This window comes from Opitutia bacterium ISCC 52 (genome assembly GCA_014529675.2).
GTDB lineage: Bacteria > Verrucomicrobiota > Verrucomicrobiia > Opitutales > UBA2995 > UBA2995.
Map to the genome: position 1 here is coordinate 364207 of CP076040.1, position 21159 is coordinate 385365.

Below are 21159 nucleotides of genomic sequence, written 5' to 3' on the forward strand. Positions count from 1 at the left end.
TTCATCACTCAAAGAACCGCAGAAAGTTTGCAACAGTCATTTTCGTTGCTCAAAGTGCCTCTGAGTTTACGGTAGATACCGGTTGCCGGTCTAAGGTCTTGCTTCTGATTAACTTCTTATGGATGATCTAAAACATGGTGTGACTCCTTAATCATTTTACTCCGAATCGTGTCCGATATCTCAGATCCAATTACTCCTTCGCAAGCACCCACTTCTTCCGGCGAATTTGAACGCGAACCCGTTCCTCCATCCGAGCTTAAAGGCGCCAATAAGTTCTGGGGTATGTATGCGGGCGAGCATTGTGCTGGAACGGAGTTTATGATCGGCCCACTGTTTCTCCTAAATGGAGTGAGTCTGCAGAACATTTTTCTCGGTCTTCTTCTAGGAAACTTACTGGCGGTGCTTAGTTGGCGATTCCTGTGCGCACCGATTGCGACTCAGGCTCGGCTCACACTCTATTATCATTTGGAAAAGATCGCCGGCAATAAACTGGTGATTCTCTACAACCTGGCGAACGGCATTCTGTTTTGTTTCTTAGCCGGAGCCATGATTACCGTGTCCGCGACGGCGGTGGGGATCCCTTTCGATATTCCCATGCCAACAAAGGAGGATGTTTTCCCCAACAGTATTTCGTTTGTTGTCATAGTTCTTGCGGTGGGTTCTGTCATCGCCTTGGTAGCGGCCAAGGGCTACGATACCGTTGCCAAGTTCGCCAATGTTGCTGCCCCTTGGATGATTCTGGTGTTTGCTGCTTGTGGCATTGTTGCTTTCAAACAGCTGGAAGTCTCGGACTGGGCAGCACTCAACAGCTTGTGGAGTGAGTCCATTGTATTCGCTCAGGAAGAAGAGGCTGCATCCTCCATGAGTTTCTGGAGCGTGGTATTTTTTGGCTGGTTTTGTAATGCCGCGATGCACGTAGGTATGTCCGACCTATCTGTTTTTCGTTTTGCTAAAAAGCCTAGTTATGGCTGGGCCTCCGCTGCGGGCATGTATGTCGGTCACTATATGGCTTGGATAGCCGCGGCCTTCATGCTGGCCGCTCAGATTAAACTCCTGCGCGATGCCAATCCGGTTCCTGGCCCCATGGCCTACAGTGTCGCAGGTATTGCCGGAATTATTTGTGTGATCGTGGCCGGCTGGACTACAGCCAACCCAACCATCTACCGCGCGGGTCTCGCTTTTCAGGCTATCGTTCCCAAAGTGTCACGCTTCAAGGTCACTTTGTTCACCGGATTTATAGCTACTGTGGCAGGAACCTTTCCTGCAATCGCATGGCAGCTACTCGATTTTGTAGGCATCTACGGAACTATCCTGGCACCTATTGGGGCGATCATTTTCTTTGATTGGTATTTCAGACGAAACGGGGATTCAGCGAATTTCCATAGTGCCGGACCTGCTTCTTCTTTCAGCATACCTGTGCTCATATCCTGGCTCGTCCCAGTATCCATAGGATTATATTTCTATAAATTCCATGGAGTATCCGCCTGGTATCTGCCTTTACCCTGCTGGCTTGGTTGCGGAGTACTTTACCTGGCTCTTAACAAAAAAGAGGCGACCGCCTCAGCTTAGACCTAGAACTTATTTCAATCATGACTCTCGTATTGACTATTCTGGCACGCGTTGGACTTTTTCTAACTATTCTACCAGCCATACTCTTTCTTTTTGATGGGATGACCCTAAGCACTGCCAAGTGGGTGATGATGCTCGGCACTATTTTGTGGCTGGTTGCCGCGCCTCTCTTGCAAAAGAAACATGAGGAAGCAGCAATGAGTCATGCAAGTGATCCATTGTAAGCTACTACTTCGAAGGTACAAAAAAACCCTCAACCAACTTTGTCATCAAGTCGGTCGAGGGTGATAAAAGGTAAGTGCTTACTTATTAAGCTCTGACAGCTTCTTCTCGGCTTCCTTCTCGAGTTCGGCTGCTTTCTTTTTAGCTTCCGCTTCAGCATCTTTGGCCATAGCAGCTGCTTCGCTTTGAGCCTTTTCAGCGTCTGATTGCATCGCTGCGGCAGATGAGTCCGCTCCTCTGTGATCGGCAAGATAATGAATGGACGAAAGAGGGGGCGAGTTCTTAAAATGAAATCCGTCTCGTCCAATCAAGTTGAAACACGAGCTCTTGATAGCGGCGTTCCTCCTGTATGCTAGGATGTATTACGAATTTGAACTATGAGAATAGGCCCTAATCGATGATCGACCTAATATCGCTGGATTGGTTCCGGAAGTAGAGAAAGAAACTGAGTTCCTTTCTTCTCCAACTCCTTAGTCAGGAGCGCACGCATCTCCAGTTTAGTTTTATGGTATTCTGGTCGCACGGCCAAGTTGCTTAGTTCTTCCGGATCGGCTTCTATGTCGTAGAGTTCATCCAGATAATCTTTGTAGATGTATCGGATATACTTATACTTTCCCTGACGGACCATGAGCCAGGCTTTGATCTCGGTCTTGTGGGTGTTGAACTTTTCCCAGTCTCCTGTTTCGTGCGCTTTTTTTAGCTCCTCGATCATCTGCTCCTGGCCGTAAATGTTTCCGGTGTAGGTTTGTAGCATGGGGCGTTCGTCCCAGCTTCGCGTTTCCGGGTGGAGGAAGAGGTCCGTCAGATCGCGGCCATCCAGTTTCATTGCTGGTTCGATACTCGCCAGACTGTGAAAGGTGCGGATGAGGTCTACGCCATTTACCGGCACGGTGCTGCGGGTGTTGAAGGGCACCTTGCCCGGCCAGTGAATGATTAAAGGAGCAAGGAGGTTGGCATCGTAGGGAGCAATTTTCAGATTAAAGCCATGCTGTCCCCAGGCGTAGCCCTGGTCTGAAGTGAAGACGACTACGGTGTTTTCCAATTGTCCGTTTGCTTCCAAGGCCTTCATGATACGCCCTACGCCTTCATCGATAGCCATGACCGCTTCATGATACATCTTCACTGTCTCATCGAGCGTGTTGTTTCCCTTCATGGGGATACCTGTTTTCGGGTGAGGGGGATTGGTCTCCAGATTTACCATGTGTGCCGGCTTGTCGGGACGGGGAGGAAAAATATCCTTCGGGTAAACCATTTCAGGAGCTTCTTCCAGTTTGCCGATGTGCCGATCGGCAGGTGTGTAGGGTCCGTGGACGGCACCATAGCATAGCCAGAAATACCAGGGATGATCTGGTTCGGTTGCACGTTCCTCCAAGAATGCGATCGTCCGGTCAGTGTAGGCGTCCGTACTGTATTGTTCCAATTCTACCGACTCTTCCCCATTGATGCGCAGGGATTGATCCCAGTAGTAATTCTTACCGTTTCCTGGCAAGTGATGTTCCCATACGGCAGACCAATCCCAGGCTTCCTTGTAGCGAGGGACATTCCAGTGCCATTTGCCGATCATGCCCGTGTAGTAACCTTGTGATCGGAAGTGAGTGGCCCAGTAGGGAGTTCCTTTGTGGTAGTTGAACTGGAGCATACCCGTGAGGGCATTGCCCCGGGAGGGGACACATTTCGCGCCCGTGTAACTGTAGCGGAATCGCAGACCTTTTTCAGCTAAGGCATCGATATTGGGGGTATTAATCCAGGGTTGAGCTTCAGTGTAACTACTGATGGTCCGGATGCTTTGGTCGTCTGTAAAGATATAGAGGATGTTGGGGCGATCCGCTGGAGTGGATGAAAAGAGCGACGAACAAAGAGCCACTAGGAAAGCCGATAGAAAATAGGTGGGATATCTCATGGTATCTAAAGTAGTAAACTAGCTAACATGCCGATGGGGCTTATGGAAAGCAACGGCCTTCAGATGGAACCGTTTCAAGCGTCTCAGAATTGGGAGTGCGTTGAAACCATATTTACGTTCGGTATCAGAAGAATGATCGAGGCTCTTGGGAGCCAATAGCCATTCTTTGGTGATCACGTATTTTAATATTTCAACCACTTGCTCGGGTGTTGTGGCCCATGCCAAGGCAGAGGCGTCTACTTCCTTCAGTGGATGTATGATCGTTTCATCATGGAGGGTTATGTAAGGTTTTCCCAAAGCGGCGAAAAAGCCGGCATCAAATGCGGCGTTCCACTGTTTATATTTATCTCCAAAACGAACGATCGCTAGATCACAACTATTAATCAGTGTTTTAGTTCGTATGGTATTCACCTTAGCAGACTTATGGTCACGCCAAAAACGGTTCTCTTCGGCTCCGAGTACATCGCCTGCCTCGTCGCTGGCTTCATGATCGGTTACGGGTGCTGAGAACGTGGCTGGTAGATTGCTTGCCCTGCAGCTATCTTCTATTTGTTGCCTCCAGTCAGTATGTATCTCGCCGGATAGATATATTTTCCAATTCATGATATTTATTTCATTGAGTTCTGATAAGGTGTTTCTCAATGGGGTCGCTGTCTATTCTTCTCGTCCTAAGAAACATACACCTTAAACCTTCCTTCCCGTGTCATGCGAAGGTTGGTTTTTTTCGATCATCTTAAAAGTATTAGAAACACCTTCTTCTTTCGCAAGCGAAGCAGCTATTTTGGTAACGAATGTTCGAATCTCTTGATCGGCGAATCGATGGTATATTTCCTTATTCATCGAATCTTTCAGATTGCCCCATTTCGCTCCTGCTAAATAACTAGACCATTGCCCATAATTCAGCATCCTATGGTTTTGATCATCCGGAGTTCCTATTTCCAAACGAAATAATCTCCTTTAAATAAAACGGTACCCCATACCCAGGATGCCCGATACCTGGGAAAAACAAAACGGTTTAAATCCAAAAGACCCTGGTGATAGAAATGGTGATAAGAACCATGATGGATTTACGAATCTGGAAGAATATCTGAATAACCTTGTCGAACTTGATACTTAAACGATCGATGCATTCTCAACAAAACTACCCTGCGATACGGCGTTGGTCGAGTTTGGTCGCGACTATTCTCGCAACAACTTTCTCCGTGGTCCTAGGTCAAGAACCTGATCAACCACCCGAAACTTTCGCCGGGCCACCGCCTGCTTCTTTTCTTCCAAACGAACGATTGCATCCGGAAGTATTGCTTTGGCCGGACGAAGCTCCGGGATCGGAAGGCAAAACCGAAGGCGCTCGTTATAGAACGCTCAATGACCGGTTGGTGCTATCCAATATTCATCATCCATCGATCACAGTTTATCTTCCGCCTGCTGAAGTCGCAACTGGAGCGGCGGTGGTCGTAATACCGGGAGGAGGTTTTCGTTCGAACTGGATTACCCATGAAGGATATCGAGTAGGGGACTGGTTGGCCAGTCATGGTGTTGCCGCCTTTGTTTTGAAGTATCGGCTGGAACGCGACCTGGGGTCTGACTACTCCACGATGGAACATTCCCTGGCTGATGCGCAACGCGCCTTGCGAACGGTTCGTAGCCGTGCATCCGAATGGTTGATCGATCCTGAACGCATCGGGGTCATGGGTTTTTCTGCCGGCGGTGTACTTTCGGGTCTAGTGGGCACGCATTTTGATAAGCCCGTGAAAGATCGGACAGATGCGATCGATGACCTGAGCGCCAAGCCAGCTTTTATCGGCCTGGGTTACGGTTCTCCTTTTGGTTCCAACAGCTCCTGGAAAACAAAAATTCGAAAAGATATGCCACCCGTGTTTCTAATTGCCGGTGGGGACGATCTGATAGCGGAGGATTATCCTGATATTTATCTTCGACTAAAATCTGCCGGCGTATCAGCCGAGTTGCATATTTATGCAGGTGTCGGACATGGATTCGGTATCCAACCGAGGAACTCACCTGCCGTCGCCGGTTGGATCGATCGGTTTCATGAATGGTTGTTTACGCAAGGGCTATTGTCGGGGAGATAAAGAGGCCTAGATTGCTCGAACGGGTGGGCGCTGGCGCAGGGTAAAATTTTATCGCTTAATTTTTCGCTTTCATTTGTCGGTATCTATGCCACAAATATTGTCCTTCAGAAATCTATGAACGGAATCGAAAACATCCTGGAGCAGGAAGGCATCGGCCTTGCGATCACCGGTATGAGTATCGTATTTATCGCGCTACTCCTGATCACCTTCTATATCGCGTTTCTGCCAACGCTGCTCAAACACCTGGACAAGATTCTTCCGGAACAAAAATCGAGCCATCAGCGGGCTGAAGGCAAAGTATCGGAAGAAGAGGACTTGATGGTTGCTGCGGCGATCGCCACTGCATTTCGGCGCCGGCGGAAACTTAAGGAGACTCGCTAGACTGCGATTATGGATCTTTTTATTTCTTTCTTAGAAACGACCGGCTTCGCGCAAATGACCTGGGGCAACGCGGTCATGATACTGGTCGGCTTAGTGTTTATTTACCTGGCGATCACCAAGGATTACGAACCTCTCCTGCTAGTACCGATCGGGATGGGCGCTGTTGTGGGGAACATCCCCAGTGTCGAGAGTATGGCCCTCGGGGTCTATGATGATGGGAGTGTCCTTCAGTATATCTACTTTGGAGTTAGCAACGGGATCTACCCGCCACTGATCTTTCTCGGCATTGGAGCGATGACCGATTTCAGCACTATGCTCTCCAATCCAAAGCTGATCCTGCTTGGTGCAGCGGCGCAGGTTGGCATCTTTCTCACATTGCTCGGAGCCCTTTTCCTTGGATTCACTGGCCAGGAGGCCGGCGCTATCGGGATTATCGGAGGAGCGGATGGACCGACCGCGATCTTCCTCTCGGCTAAGCTCGCTCCGCACCTGCTGGGGGCCATCGCCATAGCCGCCTATTCCTACATGGCTCTGGTTCCAGTGCTGCAACCGCCGGTGATGTACCTTTTGACATCGAAAAAGGAACGGCTGATTCGGATGAAGCCGCCCCGCCATGTGAGCCAACGAGAAAAGATTATCTTTCCTATTGCTGGGTTCCTGATTGCGGCGTTGATCGCCCCGGGTTCCCTGACGTTGGTCGGTATGCTGTTTTTTGGCAACCTGCTTAAAGAGAGCTGCGTTACCGAGCGTCTGGCCAATAGCGCCCGAAACGCCATGGTTGATATCGTCACCATCCTGCTTGGCTTCTCAGTCGGGGCCAGTACACAGGCCGATAATTTTCTCACCTCGCAATCCTTGATGATTTTTGGATTGGGCGCCTTGTCCTTCATCGTCGCCACAGCTGGAGGAGTGCTCTTTGCCAAATTCATGAACTTGTTCCTTAAGGACAAGATTAACCCTCTGGTCGGTGCTGCTGGCGTGTCCGCTGTGCCTGATTCGGCCCGCGTAGTCCAGATGGTTGGCCAGAAAGAAGATCCCGAGAACTTCCTGCTTATGCATGCGATGGCGCCCAATGTGGCCGGGGTTCTTGGCAGTGCCATTGGCGCTGGCATTCTCTGGTCCGTACTAGTGGGAGGATAAGATACATGGCTCTCACACTTCATCTTTCCCGCCCGATTATCCCCGAACCTTTTAAACTACTTTCTCTGATTTCCACCATTTGACGAACTGATCATGGCAAAGAAAAAAATTGATTTCATGTGCACCGCGTTTCGCGACGGCTTCCAATCAGTCTTTGGCGCACGGGTGTTTACCCCCGACTTTCTCCCAGCCCTTGAGGCCGCCCGCGATGCTGGCATTACCTACTTTGAGGCGGGCGGGGGCGCGCGGTTCCAGTCGCTGTATTTCTACTGCCAGGAAGACGCGTTTAAGATGATGGATGCGTTCCGCAACACCGCGGGGCCGAAGGCAAACCTCCAGACCCTGGCCCGGGGAGTCAACGTGGTCGGCCTGGAGTCCCAGCCTAGCGACGTAATCGATATGCATGCCAAGTTGTTCAAGAAACATGGCATGACCACGATCCGCAACTTTGATGCACTCAACGATGTCAACAACCTGATCTACAGTGGGCAGGCGATTACCAACGCCGGATTGAAGCACCAAGTCTGTGTAACCATGATGGCACTACCTCCCGGCTGCAGCGGTGCCCACGACCCTGACTTTTACAGCAAGACCTTGAAAGACATTCTCGACGCAGATGTCCCCTTCGACTCCGTCTGTTTCAAGGATGCCAGCGGTACCTCAACCCCGCAGACGGTTCACGAAACGATCAAGCGGGCTCGCCAAATGCTGCCTGAGGGCACCTACATCCATTTCCATACTCACGAGACGGCTGGTACCTCGATTGCTGGTTACCTCGCTGCACTGGATGCCGGAGCGGATGCCATTGACTTGTCCATGGACCCGGTTTCCGGCGGAACCAGCCAGCCCGATATTCTCTCGATGTGGCATGCTTTGCGCGGATCGGATTACGACCTTGATATCGATATCGACAAGATTCGGACCGCCGAGGAAATCTTCCAGGAGTGCATGTCGGACTATTTTCTTCCGCCAGAAGCACAACGGGTTGAACCGATCATTCCCTGGTGTCCCATGCCCGGTGGCGCGTTGACGTCGAACACGCAGATGTTGCGCGATAACAACATCATGGACAAATACCCGGCTATCATCAAAGCCATGGGCGTGGTAGTGGAAAAAGGCGGTTACGGCACTTCGGTGACTCCCGTCTCCCAATTTTACTTTCAACAGGCGTTTAACAACGTGCTTTTCGGGCCGTGGGCCAAGATCGCCGAGCCTTACGGATTAATGGTGCTCGGTTATTTTGGTAAGACACCGGTGGAACCTGATCCAGCGGTCGTCAAATTGGCCAGCGAACAATTGGGCAAGGAACCCACGACTCGAGTACCGCTGGAGATGAATAATGAGGACCCGAGCAAGGGGCTCGAGCCGGCGCGCGAGGTTTTGATCGCGGAGGGGCTGGCCGAGACTGATGAGAACTTGTTCATTGTTGCGACTTGCAAAGACAAAGGGGTGAAATTCCTGAAAAATGAGGGCGAGTTGGGGGTACGCAAGGTGGAGCCGACCAAAGATGAAGAGGACACCGACCACTACCAGGTCACAGTCAACGGTCGCAGCCATTACGTGGTTTTGCAGGATGACCAGGCCATTGTGGACGGTAAGGTATACAATATCGATTTACAGCCCTACGATCCTGATTCCGTCCCGCCGCCGTCCGATACGCAGACCACAAAGTCTAAGGCACCCGTGGTGTCGGGCGATGGCACGCCACTCAAGGCTCCCATTCCTGGTGTTGTCTATAAGTTGGTTGCCAAGGAAGGCGCCAAGGTTAACGCGGGCGACACGATTATCATTCTTGAAGCGATGAAAATGGAGAACGCAGTTGGGGCTCCGGTGGATGGTACTGTCTTAGAGATTAAAGTTAACGAAGGTGACCACGTAACAGGCGGCCAGACGATCGCAGTCATTGGTACGGACTAGATATATCGGTAATAGATAGACTGAGTAGATCCGCTTTCATGGATAGGGCTAGGCACTGTGTAGACGAAAGCTGCAAAGCGAGCCACTGATGCTTCCGCATCGATCAGCTCTTCATAATGAATCATTAGCTTCTTCTAAATAGGAATTAGCTAGTCCGTTTCTTTCAGATGATGTTCGGGAGAACTTGGCCAGTACAACTCTTCAATGAGTCTTGGGGCCATGAGCTTCCATGTAAAATGCTCTTCGACTCTTCGTTTTGCAGCCTTTCTCATCGCCTGCTTTTCAGAGTGATCCAAACGGAAGAAGTCAGATAAGGCAGCAGTGATACCTTCGGTGATTTTAGTAGGATCAGAAGAGATGAGGTATCCGAGCGCATGCTTACAAAAGAGCTGATCGCTTCCTAGGCTCATGCCCATGACTTCACTGCCTCCGTAAGTAGCTGTTGTGATGAGAACCTGTCCCCTCGCCAAAGCCTCAAGCAGGGTATTACCCAATGGTTCGTGGAGGGAGGGCACAACGATAATCCCAGCTCTATCCACCAGCTGAATCAGGTCATCCCCATGAATACCTCCTTCGACACAATTTAGATGCACATTCGTTTGGGCTTTTTCCTGCGCTTCCAATTCTTGAACGTACTTTGTTTTCTCACGTTGTCCGGATCTTATAGAGCCTGAAACCACAAACTGTTTTTTTGGGAATTTTTTGGCTGCTTCCAATAGATGTTTGAAGCCTTTTTCTATAGATATCCTTCCCCATGACAGCACTGCATCTTCGTCTCTTTCAGATAAGCGAGGAGTATTCTCCTGCAGAAACTCCTGTCTAACTCCATGAGGGATTACCACAATCCTGTTCTCGAGCCCTGTATCATCTGGAGTTGCTTCAGCAAGTCCGTGAACAGACAAGCCGCTTTCAATTGCTAACTGGAGAGCTTGATCTTTGAACACACTCAAACTTCTTACGGCAACCGATTGTATTTCATCTTTTACCCCCTCAGAAATGGCTCGATTTCTGGAGTTGGCATAGAAGGAAGCCAACTCAATGGGAATGTATTGAGAGAACGCGGGTGATGTTTCAGGATCTATACCTTGGCTCATTCTCGCCCGCTCAGTCCAAATCGAATTATGGTCTGTGGTTATATTATAGCCGGCCAAGTGCCCACGAATGGTTGGAATGAAACCATAACCATGACAATGAATAACAACTATCGTCGGGTTTGGGTATTGGCCTTTCACCATTGCCGGTACCTTTTCAGAAAACTCTTTTGCTCGGTTGAAGTGGTCTTCCCAATTCCCTTCCTTAAAGGTTCTTATGGTCTCTGAATCACTGACTTCAATCCTGTGCACGGGTAGACGATATTCTTTCTCGCCCAGATTGACCGAGACGACCTCATAGGATGGATCCCCCGCAATTTTCATAGATATATATTCTACTTCATAGCCAAGATCTAACAAAGCGATGCTCAACCCTCTCGTACTGCTCCAATACCCCCCTGTAAAACAAGCTTGGCTCGGAGGCTGGACGGTCACATGAACAATTTTAAAAGTCATATCGAAGCGTATATTCGACCCATTGATTGAAGGTTTTTATAAATCGGCAGGAAGCTATTACTTCCAATGATTTAAGATAGAGTGGTTTCGGAGACCGAATGCAAAACAGTTCTCGCCCATTCGATTAGCCTCAAGGACTGACTTCTCTTGTTGCCTCCAAGTTGGTTTTCTCGAGTACCTCTTGGAATGCTTCATCCACCGGTGCTGTCAGCGTGATTCGATCTGTACTAGTTGGATGTATAAACGAGATTTGTTGAGCGTGCAGCAGTAGTCGATGAATACCCCAACGTTCCCGGAAGAAACGATTATGCACGCCATCGCCATGACGTATGTCTCCAACGATTGGATGACGTAAGTGGGCCATGTGCCTTCGCAACTGGTGCTTACGTCCGGTCTCAGGTTTGAGTTCAACGAATGAGTATCGGGTTGTTGGATACCGTCCCACTGGAATCAGTAATTCGGTTTGCGCCAAACACCGGTGGTGGGTAATAGCGCTTTGAGTCACCTCGGCCGTAGCTGGTGAGTAAGGATCGACCTCTCGCTTGAGTGGATAATCGATGGTTCCCTTCCTACTTAAAAATCCTCTAACTACCGCCCAATAGGTTTTCTCAACCTTCCTCTCCATAAACTGAGTTTGCAAATCCTTCAACGCCTCCACGTTGAGTGCAAACAAAAGGAGTCCGGACGTGGGTTTATCCAAACGATGAACCGGATGAACCTTCAGCCCGATCTGATCACGGAGTCGTTGAACTGCGAATACCGTTTCGCCATAGTCTAGCGACGTCCGATGTACCAACATCCCCGCGGGTTTGTTGATAACAACGCAGGTTTCGTCTCTGTATACAATTTCCAACATGCTTGAGGATTGGAAAGCTTGAACATTCCGTCTGGAAAAACGAGAGGAAAGGTTTAGAGCTTGTCTTATGCTTTGTGGCGTCGATTTGGATGAGCATCAAGGCTGAGGAGATTCCAAGCTAGAATAGGAATAACCCGATACGATGATGCCGATTGCAGCTCTTTGGCTGGATGTGTCTTTTTAATCAAGATTACGGGTAGGAAGGTAGTCTATCGGCCAAAGGTAATCCCTAAGATTGCGCTCTCAAAGTTCCCGGATACGGACATTGCGGACCCAGAATTCCTGCCCGTGATCCTGAATGGCAATCCAACCATTTTGAGCAAGTGGTTTGTCTTGGGGGCGAGCGGTATCGATATCCACTTGCTGGACAACCTGGTCGTTGAGTTTTACGTTGAGCCTGGAGCCTTTTAGGCGAACGACCATTGTGTTCCATTCTCCTGTGGGATTTACGGCATTCACCATAGGTCCTGAGGTTTTTATGACACCGCCCACGTCATGAGGTCCCAGCTTGTCTTTGCCGTGATCGTCTTTCAATTGAATTTCGAAACCGTGCAGCGTGGCATCTGACTGATCCGATATACGGAAATAAAAGCCTGAGTTTCCTCCTTTTCCCAACTTGAAATCAAACTGGCAGACAAAATCCTGATACTGTTCAGGAAACCAGAGGTAGGCATCGTAACGTTTCCAGCCTGACTCGCCTTCCCGTGGTATCAGGTGGAGCACATTCTTTTTCTCTTCGATCCAATTACCCTTCGTCTCGAAATCAGAGAGCTTAAACAGTTTCGTAAAGGGTGCTTTCTCCGCGGCGCCCAGACCCAACGATAGGAGCAATGAAATCGATAACGTGCTTAGTAAAATCTTCATGGCGAAATAGAATCACGGATTCTCCTGCATTGTCACGTTGAATACGTCGACAAAGGAGTTCTGCCGTATCGATAAAGACGATACCGTTCCTCGGCGTACGGAGTCTCGTAACACGTCGCTAGATCAATGTTTGGAGGATCAAAAGGGGGCAAACGCAAAACATTAACATTGAGCTGAAGCAGCACTAAAGTTGTCCTGGTTGCATGCCGGAGGATCAAAAGATGACATGGGAGTTGTCAGGCCGGGAAAAAGCCCCAGGCCTGATAGTTGATGAAAACTAATAATAAAACTCTATGCCCGGATCCTTATAGAAAAAATGCTTATTTCCTTCTATACTGTGTCGGATTGTGTACGCTTACTTCGCTTTTTACCCTGAATGAATTTCCCTGTGAAACTTACCCTAAATCACATTTTCCGAGCCTGTATGTTGGCTCTTGGAGCCAGTTTGGCTTTTCCAGCTTGGGGAGCCGATGACTACACCGATGGCGAGAAGCTATTTGCCCTGAAGGTGAAACCGCTACTGAAGCAGAAATGTTTTGGCTGTCATAATGATGAGGACCTTGAGGGGGACCTGATTCTGACCAATCTTGAAGACTCGCTCTTGGGAGGTGAGTCCTCGGATGAGGTGCTTGTCCCGGGGGATGCGGCAAAGAGCCTGATGTACATCTCCACCACCTGGTCGGATCCGGATTACGAGATGCCGCCCAAAGAGGCAGACAAGTTGACCGAGGAACAGACCTGGATGATCCGGGACTGGATCAATGCCGGAGCGCCCTGGCCGTCCGAGGAGGATGAAGCCATTATCCAGGAGAAATACGCTGAGGGTATCATCGTACAAACCAGCGGAGGACTTGATGACGATTGGACCAACCGGCGCTACGAAAAAGAAAACCTTTGGGCCTACCAGCCAATTGCGGACCCCAAACCACCGGCCCGTTCCAAGCGTGCGCATCCGGTCGACGCATTTATCGATGATAAGTTGTATGAGATCGGGCTGAGCCCGGCGAAGCTGGCGGACCGGCGCACCCTTATTCGGCGAGCCACCTTTGACCTGATTGGACTGCCACCGACAACGGAGGAAGTGAATGGCTTTTTGCGTGATCGTAGTTCTGATGATAAGGCATTTGCTAAAGTGGTAGATCGACTGCTCGCGGATCCTCGTTATGGCGAACAGTGGGGACGTCATTGGCTCGATGTCGTTCGATATGCCGATTCGGCTGGATTCTCCAATGACTATGAACGGCCATCTGCCTGGCGTTACCGTGACTATGTGATTCGCTCTTTCAATCAGGACAAACCGTTCAATCAATTTGTCATCGAGCAGGTGGCAGGTGATGAATGGGATCCTGAAAACCCGGAAGCGATTCTGGCGACTGGGTTCCTACGGATGGGTCCCTGGGAGCACACCGGCATGTCGGTCGCACGCATCACCCGTCAACAATTTCTCGATGATGTGACCGACAGTGTGGGCCAGGTCTTCATGTCTCACCCACTCCAATGCGCTCGTTGTCACGACCACAAATTCGATCCGATTCCGACTAAAGATTACTACCGTATGCAGGCGGTGTTCGCCACTACCCACTTTGCTGACCGCAAGGTGCCATTTCAGGACAACGAGACCTTGGCCGGTTGGGAAGAGAAAGTGGTCATGGAGAAGCGGAATGCCTATTTCGAAGAGATGCGCGGTCGGCTCAACAAGAAGTCACTGGAAGCCTTGAAAGCCTGGTGCGAGGAAAACGGGTACGAGTTTGGAACACGCAAACAATTGTTGGATCGGGGAGTTCCAGTGGACGACCTGCCACGCAATATTGGTCTGACTCTTGAAGAAATAGGGATCAGAAAAGTGGGCAGCAAGAATGTTCAGCGCACCACCTTCGAAATGAAGAAGTTCGAGCCCTACGCGTTGTCGGTGTATAGTGGGCTTGCTCCGGAAAATCCCCAGCGTTCGGGAAGCATGCTGGCCATGCCGTCGGATCCCATGGGAAAAGGTGAACGGGACGAGACGCACATCCTGGCCGGCGGAGATCCGTTTGGTTATGCGGAGGAAGTTTCACCCGGTGTTTTCAGTGCTTTGCCGGATTCTAATGATACCTTGGAGAGCACCAGGTATAACTCGATCCCGGAATCGGTCCAGGGACGGCGCTTGGCGTTCGCCGAGTGGTTGGCGAATCCCAAGAACACTCTGGTATCGCGATCGATGATGAACCGGGTGTGGCACTATCACTTTAGTCAGGGAATTGTGGATACACCCAATAATTTTGGAGCCATGGGCGGTAAACCAAGCCATCCCGAGTTGCTCGACTTTCTGGCCAGTCGCTTTATCGAATCGGGATGGTCGATCAAGGAGATGCACCGGCTGATTATGAATTCGAAAGCCTATCGCCGGTCCACGGAGTATAAACACCGCGATCGATTGGCCGAGAAAGATCCGAACGGAAAATCTTACGCCGTCTTTCTGCCGCGTCGCTTGAGCGCAGAGGAGTTGCGGGATAGCATGCTCTATGTCTCGGGTGAATTGAGCACCACGATGGGAGGCCTTCCCGCTTTGCCGGAAATTAATCGCGATGTGGCCACTCAGCCACGACAGGTCATGGGTTCGTACGCGGCTTCCTACGAGCCGGCCCGTACACCGGAAGAGCGCAACCGCCGATCCGTGTACGCAAAAAAGATCCGTGGGTTGAGGAATCCATTCATGGAAGTATTCAATCAACCAAGTCCGGATGAGTCCTGCGAGGCGCGTCAGGCATCCACGGTGACGCCTCAGGTATTCAGTTTGTTCAACGGTGAAGACACGCTCTATCGTTCCATAGGTACAGCGATTGACCTTCTGGAAAAGAACAAGAGTCGGAAGCGGGTCGTCGAAGACCTGTTTATGCGGGCTTATGGCCGGAAGCCGGATCGTACGGATATGAGACTTAGTCTCGAGCATTGGGAAACCATGGAGGAAAGTGATGCCAATACGGAGTTTCCGCCTGGAACTTTTGAGCGCGAAGTACACCGCTCGGCGGTGGAAGAAATGAGCGGGGAGGAATTTTCATTTACCGAGGTTCTCTTTGGCTTCGACGACTACGTACCAGATCCGGGCATGGCCGATGTGGACATCGAAACGCGAGCACTGGCAGAACTCTGCCTGGTGGTGTTTAATTCGAATGAGTTTGTCTACGTGTACTGATGAATAACCAATTTTTATTGTTTCGTTTTAGGGTAGGGCTCGATCGCCGAGCGAGCCGTTTATTTGTCGGTGGTTCAGCATCGGCTCGTGTTGGTGTCGCTGCGCTCGAAACGGCGATCGAGCCCTACCTTTTCCCAAATCAGATCACCTTATCTGTAAGGCCATGACTAAGAAATTTAAGCAGGAACTTCTCCAAAACTTTAAGACGGCCAAGTCACTTAATCGTCGTGATTTCATCTATAGCATGGGTGCAAGTCTGGGGAGTGTTGCGTTGGCAGGAATGACGGCTCAGAAGGCAGCTGCTAGTGAAGCTGCTTCCGGTCCTCTAGCCGTCAAGGATTCGCATCATGCTCCTAAGGCTAAGAATGTGATTTTCCTTATGATGGAGGGTGGTCCGAGTCACATCGATACCTTCGATCCCAAGCCGCAACTCAATAACATCCATTTGCATAAATTTACTCGCAGTGGCGAAAACAAATCGGCCATGGAGAGTGGTACCCGCTACTACGTGCAGAGCCCATGGGAGGCACGCCAGGTAGGCCAGTCCGGAGCCTGGATGACCGAGAAATGGGTTCACCTGGCTGATGTGGCGGATGACATCTGTTTCTACCGGGGGTGTCAGGCCGAGTCCGTGAATCATCCGACCGCGATGTTTCATATGAATACCGGCAATCGATTTGGTGGAGATCCAGCCATGGGATCTTGGGTCACCTATGGGCTCGGTTCTAACAATCAGGATCTTCCTGGTTTTATCGTCTTACCGGAAGTTTCCTATCCACAGGGCGGTTCCCCCAATTGGGGAAATGGTTTTCTGCCCGCACACTATCAAGGCACGCCCTTACGTCCGCAAGGATCGCCTATTTTAGATCTCAAGCCTCCTCCGGGAGTCACGCCCGAGCGTCAGCGCAAAAACCTGAATCTGCTCAGTCGCTTCAATCACGACCATTTGGAGGAACATCCCTGGCAGGACGATTTGCAGGCTCGTATGTCGAATTACGAATTGGCCTTCCGTATGCAAATGCAGGTGCCAGGTATCCTCGACATTGACGAGGAGGATGAAAAAACCAAGGAGCTTTATGGCATCGGCACGGACGAGACCGAAGTGTTTGGTCGTAAACTACTCCTGGCTCGTCGGCTTGTTGAAAAAGGCGTACGCTTCATTCAGGTATATTCCGGCGGATGGGACTCACACGATTTCCTGGAACGTGCCCATGGCTCCCGCATTACAAGCATCGACAAACCCATGGCAGGTTTAATCAAAGACCTCAAAGCCCGTGGTATGCTGGATGACACACTCATCATCTGGTGTGGCGAGTTTGGCCGAAGTCCGGACAACGGTATTCGTGATGGAGGAACAACTTATGGCCGCGATCACAACTCACAAGCGATGAATATGTGGTTTGCTGGAGGTGGAGTCGCTGGTGGAACCACCGTGGGAGCCACTGACGAGATCGGTGCCGAAGCTGTTGATGTTGTTCACCCTATCCGCGATGTGCATGTAACCTTGCTACATCTCCTTGGCCTCGATGATAACCGCCTGACCTATTTCAGTGGCGGGCGTTTCAAGCAACTCTCCCAGTTCGGCGGGAAGGTGATCAGCGAGCTGATTGCTTAGTTCTCTGCGAACAGCGTTACGACTTTTTCAAGTTCATCCAAGACGTCCACGAAAATGGCGAGGTCGGTATTGCCTCCCGAATGTCGGAGATATTGCCGAGGTGCGTAAAAAGAGACTTCATGGGAAGATTCTCCCGTACATACTCAGATGGTGGTGGTGCTCGCATCCATGACTCGAGGGATCATCGGGGTTCTGGCTTGTTGGGTGCCTGCTAGTAAAGCAGCTCAACTCGAGCCATCAAACGCTCTCCGTGCGGATTAAGCTGCCCTCATGAATTTATCTGCAACCTTCTGAGTGTAACCGGGTATATCTGATATGGGAAACATCCTGACAGCTGCCTCTACCATTCCCCTTGACATTCTAGGGGAGGCGATCGCGAATGATTTTCTCCCCTGTACCTATATAATCGTACCGCCCAAGGAGGTATTTCCGGACTTCCTCGATTTTCTTCGTAAGGAGCCAGAAAACAACCCTTTCGTTCGAGAAATGTATAAGATTCCTCGTGATGATTACGAGAGTGTCTTTTGGACAGACGGTAAGCATTCTGTCACCCAACTTATGAATTGGGAGACGATTCGAAAGCTACAAAAGCGGAAAGAAGATTAGAATAGTGACAATGGTGATTTGTCCTTTGGTTTTATTTTCGTTTTTGGCTTTTGCATGACGACGCAGGGTGACGGTAATCCATAGTTTTTAGGGCGTTACCAACATTTGCCTTCGACAAATCCGCTTCGCTTCTTTTGCTAGAGGTATCATTTCCCCTGAATTCCCCTGATTTTTCACTATGGTTATAAAGCGTTGTTTTGCCCAGAAGGTTGCTTACTACATGGGTGGCAAGTTGTGGAACCCGATGATGAAGTTCGCAACCAAGGACATCGTCTATGTTTTTGTGGAAATGGATTCCGGTGAAATCGGCGTCGGTGAAGTATGGTCTGCTCACGGTACTCCTGAAACACTGGTCCATGTGGTAAATAACGATATCTCACCGTTGATTGCAGGAGAAAGTCCACACGACATAGACCATATTCGAAAGAAAGTTTATGGGATAGCGCCCTTGGGAACCATGGTTGGAGTGATGATGAACGCGCTTAGTGGTGTTGATATTGCACTCTGGGATTTGCGCGGAAAGCTCTTGAATCTCCCGTTGCATAAATTGCTGAACTCGTATTCGGAATCCGCTTACACTTATGCGAGTGGAGGTCTTTATGGGAAGGATAAGGGTCTTGATGAATTGGCGGCCGAAGTAAAAGGGTACGTTGAGGATGGTTTCACGGGCGTGAAAATGAAAATTGGCGGGGTCAGTATTGCGGCAGATGCAGAACGCGTGCGAGTGGTTCGTGAGGCAATAGGTCCGAATGCGCGATTGATGGTCGATTCATTGCACGCTTACGATGTCCCTCAGGCTATGGAAGCTGCAGATGCGATCAGAGACTATGATATTTACTGGTTTGAGTCTCCGGTCGCTTTGGAAGATCAAGCCGGCCATGGAGTGATCAATTCTAAAAGTGGTATTGATGTCTGCGCAAATGAGTCACTCTCAGGAGTGTATCAGTTCAAGCATTTGCTGGAGCACCGAGGCGCCACCTATGTGCATTTTGATCTCTCGGTTTGCGGGGGAATCACAGAAGCTTTGAAGATCGCTGCTTTGGCCGAGGCCGAAGGGCTCAAATGTACGGTGCATTCGGCACTGGGGGTGGGCTTGTTTTCTACGAGTACCCATTTCGCTTGCTCGATTCCCAACTGTGACTCGGTAGAGTATCACTTCGTTCATCAATGGTTGTCAGAACAGAAGCCAGAGCTGCTGGCCCATGAGGGTCTCATGGTTACGCCTTCAACTGAACCTGGAAATGGAACCTCATTCATTACGCCGGACTTTATTGAAAAGGTGGCTAAGGATGAATTAGCAAAGGCCCAGTGAAATTGGAAATAGGCGAAGAAAATATTGGCAATTTTGTGCAAAATTGTGGAGCTTTAAGTTTCTACCCACGTTACTCCAATGGTGAGTGGCTTAACCATTTAGACGATTGTTACCCCACAGGCTAATTGATCTTATCCTTTTGCTCATGAGTTTACCTCTATGAAATTGCTTTCCAAATTGTCCGGCGTACTGGTGCTTCTCTTGCTTGTGGTGTTATCTCTGATTGACGGTTCAGGGTTGGATATCACCTCTAAATGGGTGCCTTTCCTCGGGCGCATGCATCCTGTATTGTTACATTTACCAATAGGCATATTTGCCGCCGTCGTCTTACTGGAGTGCTATCTGTTTCTTCGTCCTGTATCACGAGTTCCGGAAAAAATTCATTTCTTATTAGCCGCTGCGTTTTTCACTACTGTGTTTTCTGCTCTGTTTGGCATCTTCCTATCTTGGGAGGGTGGTTATGAAGGTAATGCAGTGGGATTTCACAAATGGGCTGGAGTGGTGACCGCGGGGCTCATCTTAGCCTTGGATTGGTTGTCTAAGTCTCGAGAAAGTCATCCCGACAAACTGCCAACCGCGTACCTGGCTGGTTTAGTGGCAACCGTTGTGGCGATGACTGTTACAGGGCATCAGGGGGGTTCACTCACTCACGGCTCTGATTTTCTGACTCAATATAACCCATTTGCGGCCGAGAAAGAAGTTGTAGAAATCACTGAGGATACTCCTGTATTTGTGTCACACATACAACCTGTATTGAAGGACTATTGTACTGAATGCCATAACCCGGAGAAAGTGAAAGGTGAACTGAGGCTGGATACTTTTGAAATGATCATGGCTGGTGGAGTAAATGGAGATGCGCTTGTGCCTGGAGACAGTGAGGCAAGTTCTATGATTCATCGGATTCATCTTCCGATTGAAGAAGAAGAGCATATGCCTCCAAAAGGTAAACCGCAGCCGACTGAGGAAGTGGTCCAACTCCTCTCCTGGTGGATTGATCAAGGAGCCAGTGAGACGGCGAAGCTGGATGAATTGAACGTGACTTCAGATGTCGCTCAGCATTTCATGGAGATTGAAACGTTGGATTTCAAGACCCGTGAAGAAGTGCAGGCTGAGATGGATGCCATGGAGATCCCGGCCACAACCGCGGTGCATTTTCTTGCGTTGGACGATCATCGCTTAGGAGTACGTGCCAATAAAACCAATGATGGCGATCTTCAAAATTTACGGCCACTAGTAGCCAACATCGTTGAGCTCAATCTGGGAGGATCCTCTGTTACCGATGCCAGTCTAGACCTGATCGGTGAAATGCTCAACTTGACGCACCTTCATTTGAATAATACGGCGGTGACAGATGCTGGTATGGAAAAGTTAGTTAACCTGTACCAACTGGAATACATTAATTTGTACGGCACGGAGGTAAGCGATGAATCCTTGCAAGTGCTTCGTCGCCTCAAATCATTGAAAAAGATTTTCCTCTGGGAAACGAACGTTACGAAGGAGGCTGTAGAAGGATTACATGGGTCTCTCTTCCCGGCCGTTGAATCCGATCGCCTGCGTATACAGATTCAACAGCTTGAAAAAGATCGGGATAATTTAGAAGTGGATATTGTTTCGGCGTTTGATTTTGGAATCCAGCCCTTGAAGGTCGTTGAGCCAGCAGAGTCTGCGGCTATTTCCATATCGGATGTCATGGTTGATTTCCACAAAGGTAAAGAGGCGCTTGCCGTGCAGGCACGAGAAGGCAAAGCCAAGAAAGAAGATTTGGGAAAAATGCTTGAGGCTTATCACGGAATTCTTGGCCTGACACCGCCGAAAGGAGAGGCCGATAATTGGAAGATCAAGATCAACGCACTTATTGATTCGACCCAAGATTTGTTAGATGGGAATGAAGGCGCGGCCGCAGCCTATAAGACTGCCGTCAACTGTAAGGCCTGTCATACTGACCACCGGAGTGATTAAAGACTCTTT

16 protein-coding genes are annotated in these 21159 nt (G+C 49.7%); 11 read left to right on the forward strand and 5 right to left on the reverse strand.

The window, feature by feature from the left end; genetic code table 11:
• Window positions 1-189 precede the first annotated feature (189 nt).
• Window positions 190-1569 carry a hypothetical protein gene (locus tag GA003_01560; protein ID QXD30312.1) on the forward strand — a complete coding sequence of 460 codons (1380 nt, stop codon included), beginning with the start codon at window positions 190-192 and terminating at the stop codon, window positions 1567-1569.
• A gap of 20 nt (window positions 1570-1589) precedes the next feature.
• Complete coding sequence (locus tag GA003_01565) at window positions 1590-1793, forward strand: hypothetical protein (GenBank protein QXD28694.1); 204 nt, start codon at window positions 1590-1592, stop codon at window positions 1791-1793.
• Window positions 1794-2197: 404 nt separating this feature from the next.
• Here GA003_01565 and GA003_01570 read toward each other — a convergent pair whose 3' ends face one another.
• Both GA003_01570 and GA003_01575 read right to left on the reverse strand, forming a co-directional pair.
• Window positions 2198-3691 (reverse strand): sulfatase-like hydrolase/transferase, encoded by a 1494-nt coding sequence (locus tag GA003_01570; protein ID QXD28695.1) that lies wholly within the window; start codon window positions 3689-3691, stop codon window positions 2198-2200.
• 18 nt (window positions 3692-3709) lie between these two features.
• Complete coding sequence (locus tag GA003_01575; protein QXD28696.1) at window positions 3710-4294, reverse strand: YtoQ family protein; 585 nt, start codon at window positions 4292-4294, stop codon at window positions 3710-3712.
• A gap of 521 nt (window positions 4295-4815) precedes the next feature.
• Here GA003_01575 and GA003_01580 point away from each other — a divergent pair.
• The 4 genes from GA003_01580 to GA003_01595 all read left to right on the forward strand — a co-directional run bounded on the left by GA003_01580 (window position 4816) and on the right by GA003_01595 (window position 9219).
• The gene (locus tag GA003_01580) at window positions 4816-5781 is read left to right on the forward strand and encodes an alpha/beta hydrolase (protein QXD28697.1); all 966 of its coding nucleotides are present in this window, start codon (window positions 4816-4818) and stop codon (window positions 5779-5781) included.
• Between the two features lie 114 nt (window positions 5782-5895).
• Complete coding sequence (locus tag GA003_01585) at window positions 5896-6162, forward strand: OadG family protein (protein QXD28698.1); 267 nt, start codon at window positions 5896-5898, stop codon at window positions 6160-6162.
• 9 nt (window positions 6163-6171) lie between these two features.
• On the forward strand, window positions 6172-7302 hold the full coding sequence (locus GA003_01590; protein ID QXD28699.1) for a sodium ion-translocating decarboxylase subunit beta: 1131 nt from the start codon (window positions 6172-6174) through the stop codon (window positions 7300-7302).
• Between the two features lie 93 nt (window positions 7303-7395).
• On the forward strand, window positions 7396-9219 hold the full coding sequence (locus GA003_01595) for a biotin/lipoyl-binding protein (protein ID QXD28700.1): 1824 nt from the start codon (window positions 7396-7398) through the stop codon (window positions 9217-9219).
• 149 nt (window positions 9220-9368) lie between these two features.
• Here the strand turns inward: GA003_01595 and GA003_01600 are convergent, their stop codons facing one another.
• The 3 genes from GA003_01600 to GA003_01610 all read right to left on the reverse strand — a co-directional run bounded on the left by GA003_01600 (window position 9369) and on the right by GA003_01610 (window position 12486).
• A complete protein-coding gene (locus tag GA003_01600) occupies window positions 9369-10634 on the reverse strand; it encodes a glycosyltransferase family 4 protein (protein QXD28701.1) in 1266 nt (421 codons plus the stop codon).
• A gap of 262 nt (window positions 10635-10896) precedes the next feature.
• Window positions 10897-11622 (reverse strand): hypothetical protein, encoded by a 726-nt coding sequence (locus tag GA003_01605; protein ID QXD28702.1) that lies wholly within the window; start codon window positions 11620-11622, stop codon window positions 10897-10899.
• A gap of 243 nt (window positions 11623-11865) precedes the next feature.
• A complete protein-coding gene (locus tag GA003_01610) occupies window positions 11866-12486 on the reverse strand; it encodes a DUF1080 domain-containing protein (GenBank protein ID QXD28703.1) in 621 nt (206 codons plus the stop codon).
• Between the two features lie 388 nt (window positions 12487-12874).
• Here GA003_01610 and GA003_01615 point away from each other — a divergent pair, with 388 nt between their 5' ends.
• The 5 genes from GA003_01615 to GA003_01635 all read left to right on the forward strand — a co-directional run bounded on the left by GA003_01615 (window position 12875) and on the right by GA003_01635 (window position 21150).
• Window positions 12875-15658 (forward strand): PSD1 and planctomycete cytochrome C domain-containing protein, encoded by a 2784-nt coding sequence (locus GA003_01615; GenBank protein QXD28704.1) that lies wholly within the window; start codon window positions 12875-12877, stop codon window positions 15656-15658.
• Window positions 15659-15821: 163 nt separating this feature from the next.
• Window positions 15822-17273 (forward strand): DUF1501 domain-containing protein, encoded by a 1452-nt coding sequence (locus tag GA003_01620; protein ID QXD28705.1) that lies wholly within the window; start codon window positions 15822-15824, stop codon window positions 17271-17273.
• A gap of 315 nt (window positions 17274-17588) precedes the next feature.
• Complete coding sequence (locus GA003_01625) at window positions 17589-17879, forward strand: hypothetical protein (GenBank protein ID QXD28706.1); 291 nt, start codon at window positions 17589-17591, stop codon at window positions 17877-17879.
• Window positions 17880-18057: 178 nt separating this feature from the next.
• On the forward strand, window positions 18058-19191 hold the full coding sequence (locus GA003_01630) for a mandelate racemase/muconate lactonizing enzyme family protein (protein QXD28707.1): 1134 nt from the start codon (window positions 18058-18060) through the stop codon (window positions 19189-19191).
• Window positions 19192-19350: 159 nt separating this feature from the next.
• Window positions 19351-21150 (forward strand): hypothetical protein, encoded by a 1800-nt coding sequence (locus GA003_01635; protein QXD28708.1) that lies wholly within the window; start codon window positions 19351-19353, stop codon window positions 21148-21150.
• The last annotated feature ends 9 nt before the right edge of the window (window positions 21151-21159 follow it).

Excerpts from the sequence above, each read along its gene's own strand:
- GA003_01565 (QXD28694.1), top strand. The coding sequence starts at position 1,590 with ATGACTCTCGTATTGACTATTCTGGCACGCGTTGGACTTTTTCTAACT.
- GA003_01575 (QXD28696.1), bottom strand. The coding sequence starts at position 4,294 with ATGAATTGGAAAATATATCTATCCGGCGAGATACATACTGACTGGAGG.
- GA003_01595 (QXD28700.1), top strand. The coding sequence starts at position 7,396 with ATGGCAAAGAAAAAAATTGATTTCATGTGCACCGCGTTTCGCGACGGC.
- GA003_01585 (QXD28698.1), top strand. The coding sequence starts at position 5,896 with ATGAACGGAATCGAAAACATCCTGGAGCAGGAAGGCATCGGCCTTGCG.
- GA003_01635 (QXD28708.1), top strand. The coding sequence starts at position 19,351 with ATGAAATTGCTTTCCAAATTGTCCGGCGTACTGGTGCTTCTCTTGCTT.
- GA003_01600 (QXD28701.1), bottom strand. The coding sequence starts at position 10,634 with ATGAAAATTGCGGGGGATCCATCCTATGAGGTCGTCTCGGTCAATCTG.
- GA003_01625 (QXD28706.1), top strand. The coding sequence starts at position 17,589 with ATGGGAAACATCCTGACAGCTGCCTCTACCATTCCCCTTGACATTCTA.
- GA003_01620 (QXD28705.1), top strand. The coding sequence starts at position 15,822 with ATGACTAAGAAATTTAAGCAGGAACTTCTCCAAAACTTTAAGACGGCC.
- GA003_01610 (QXD28703.1), bottom strand. The coding sequence starts at position 12,486 with ATGAAGATTTTACTAAGCACGTTATCGATTTCATTGCTCCTATCGTTG.
- GA003_01605 (QXD28702.1), bottom strand. The coding sequence starts at position 11,622 with ATGTTGGAAATTGTATACAGAGACGAAACCTGCGTTGTTATCAACAAA.
- GA003_01590 (QXD28699.1), top strand. The coding sequence starts at position 6,172 with ATGGATCTTTTTATTTCTTTCTTAGAAACGACCGGCTTCGCGCAAATG.
- GA003_01570 (QXD28695.1), bottom strand. The coding sequence starts at position 3,691 with ATGAGATATCCCACCTATTTTCTATCGGCTTTCCTAGTGGCTCTTTGT.
- GA003_01580 (QXD28697.1), top strand. The coding sequence starts at position 4,816 with ATGCATTCTCAACAAAACTACCCTGCGATACGGCGTTGGTCGAGTTTG.
- GA003_01630 (QXD28707.1), top strand. The coding sequence starts at position 18,058 with ATGGTTATAAAGCGTTGTTTTGCCCAGAAGGTTGCTTACTACATGGGT.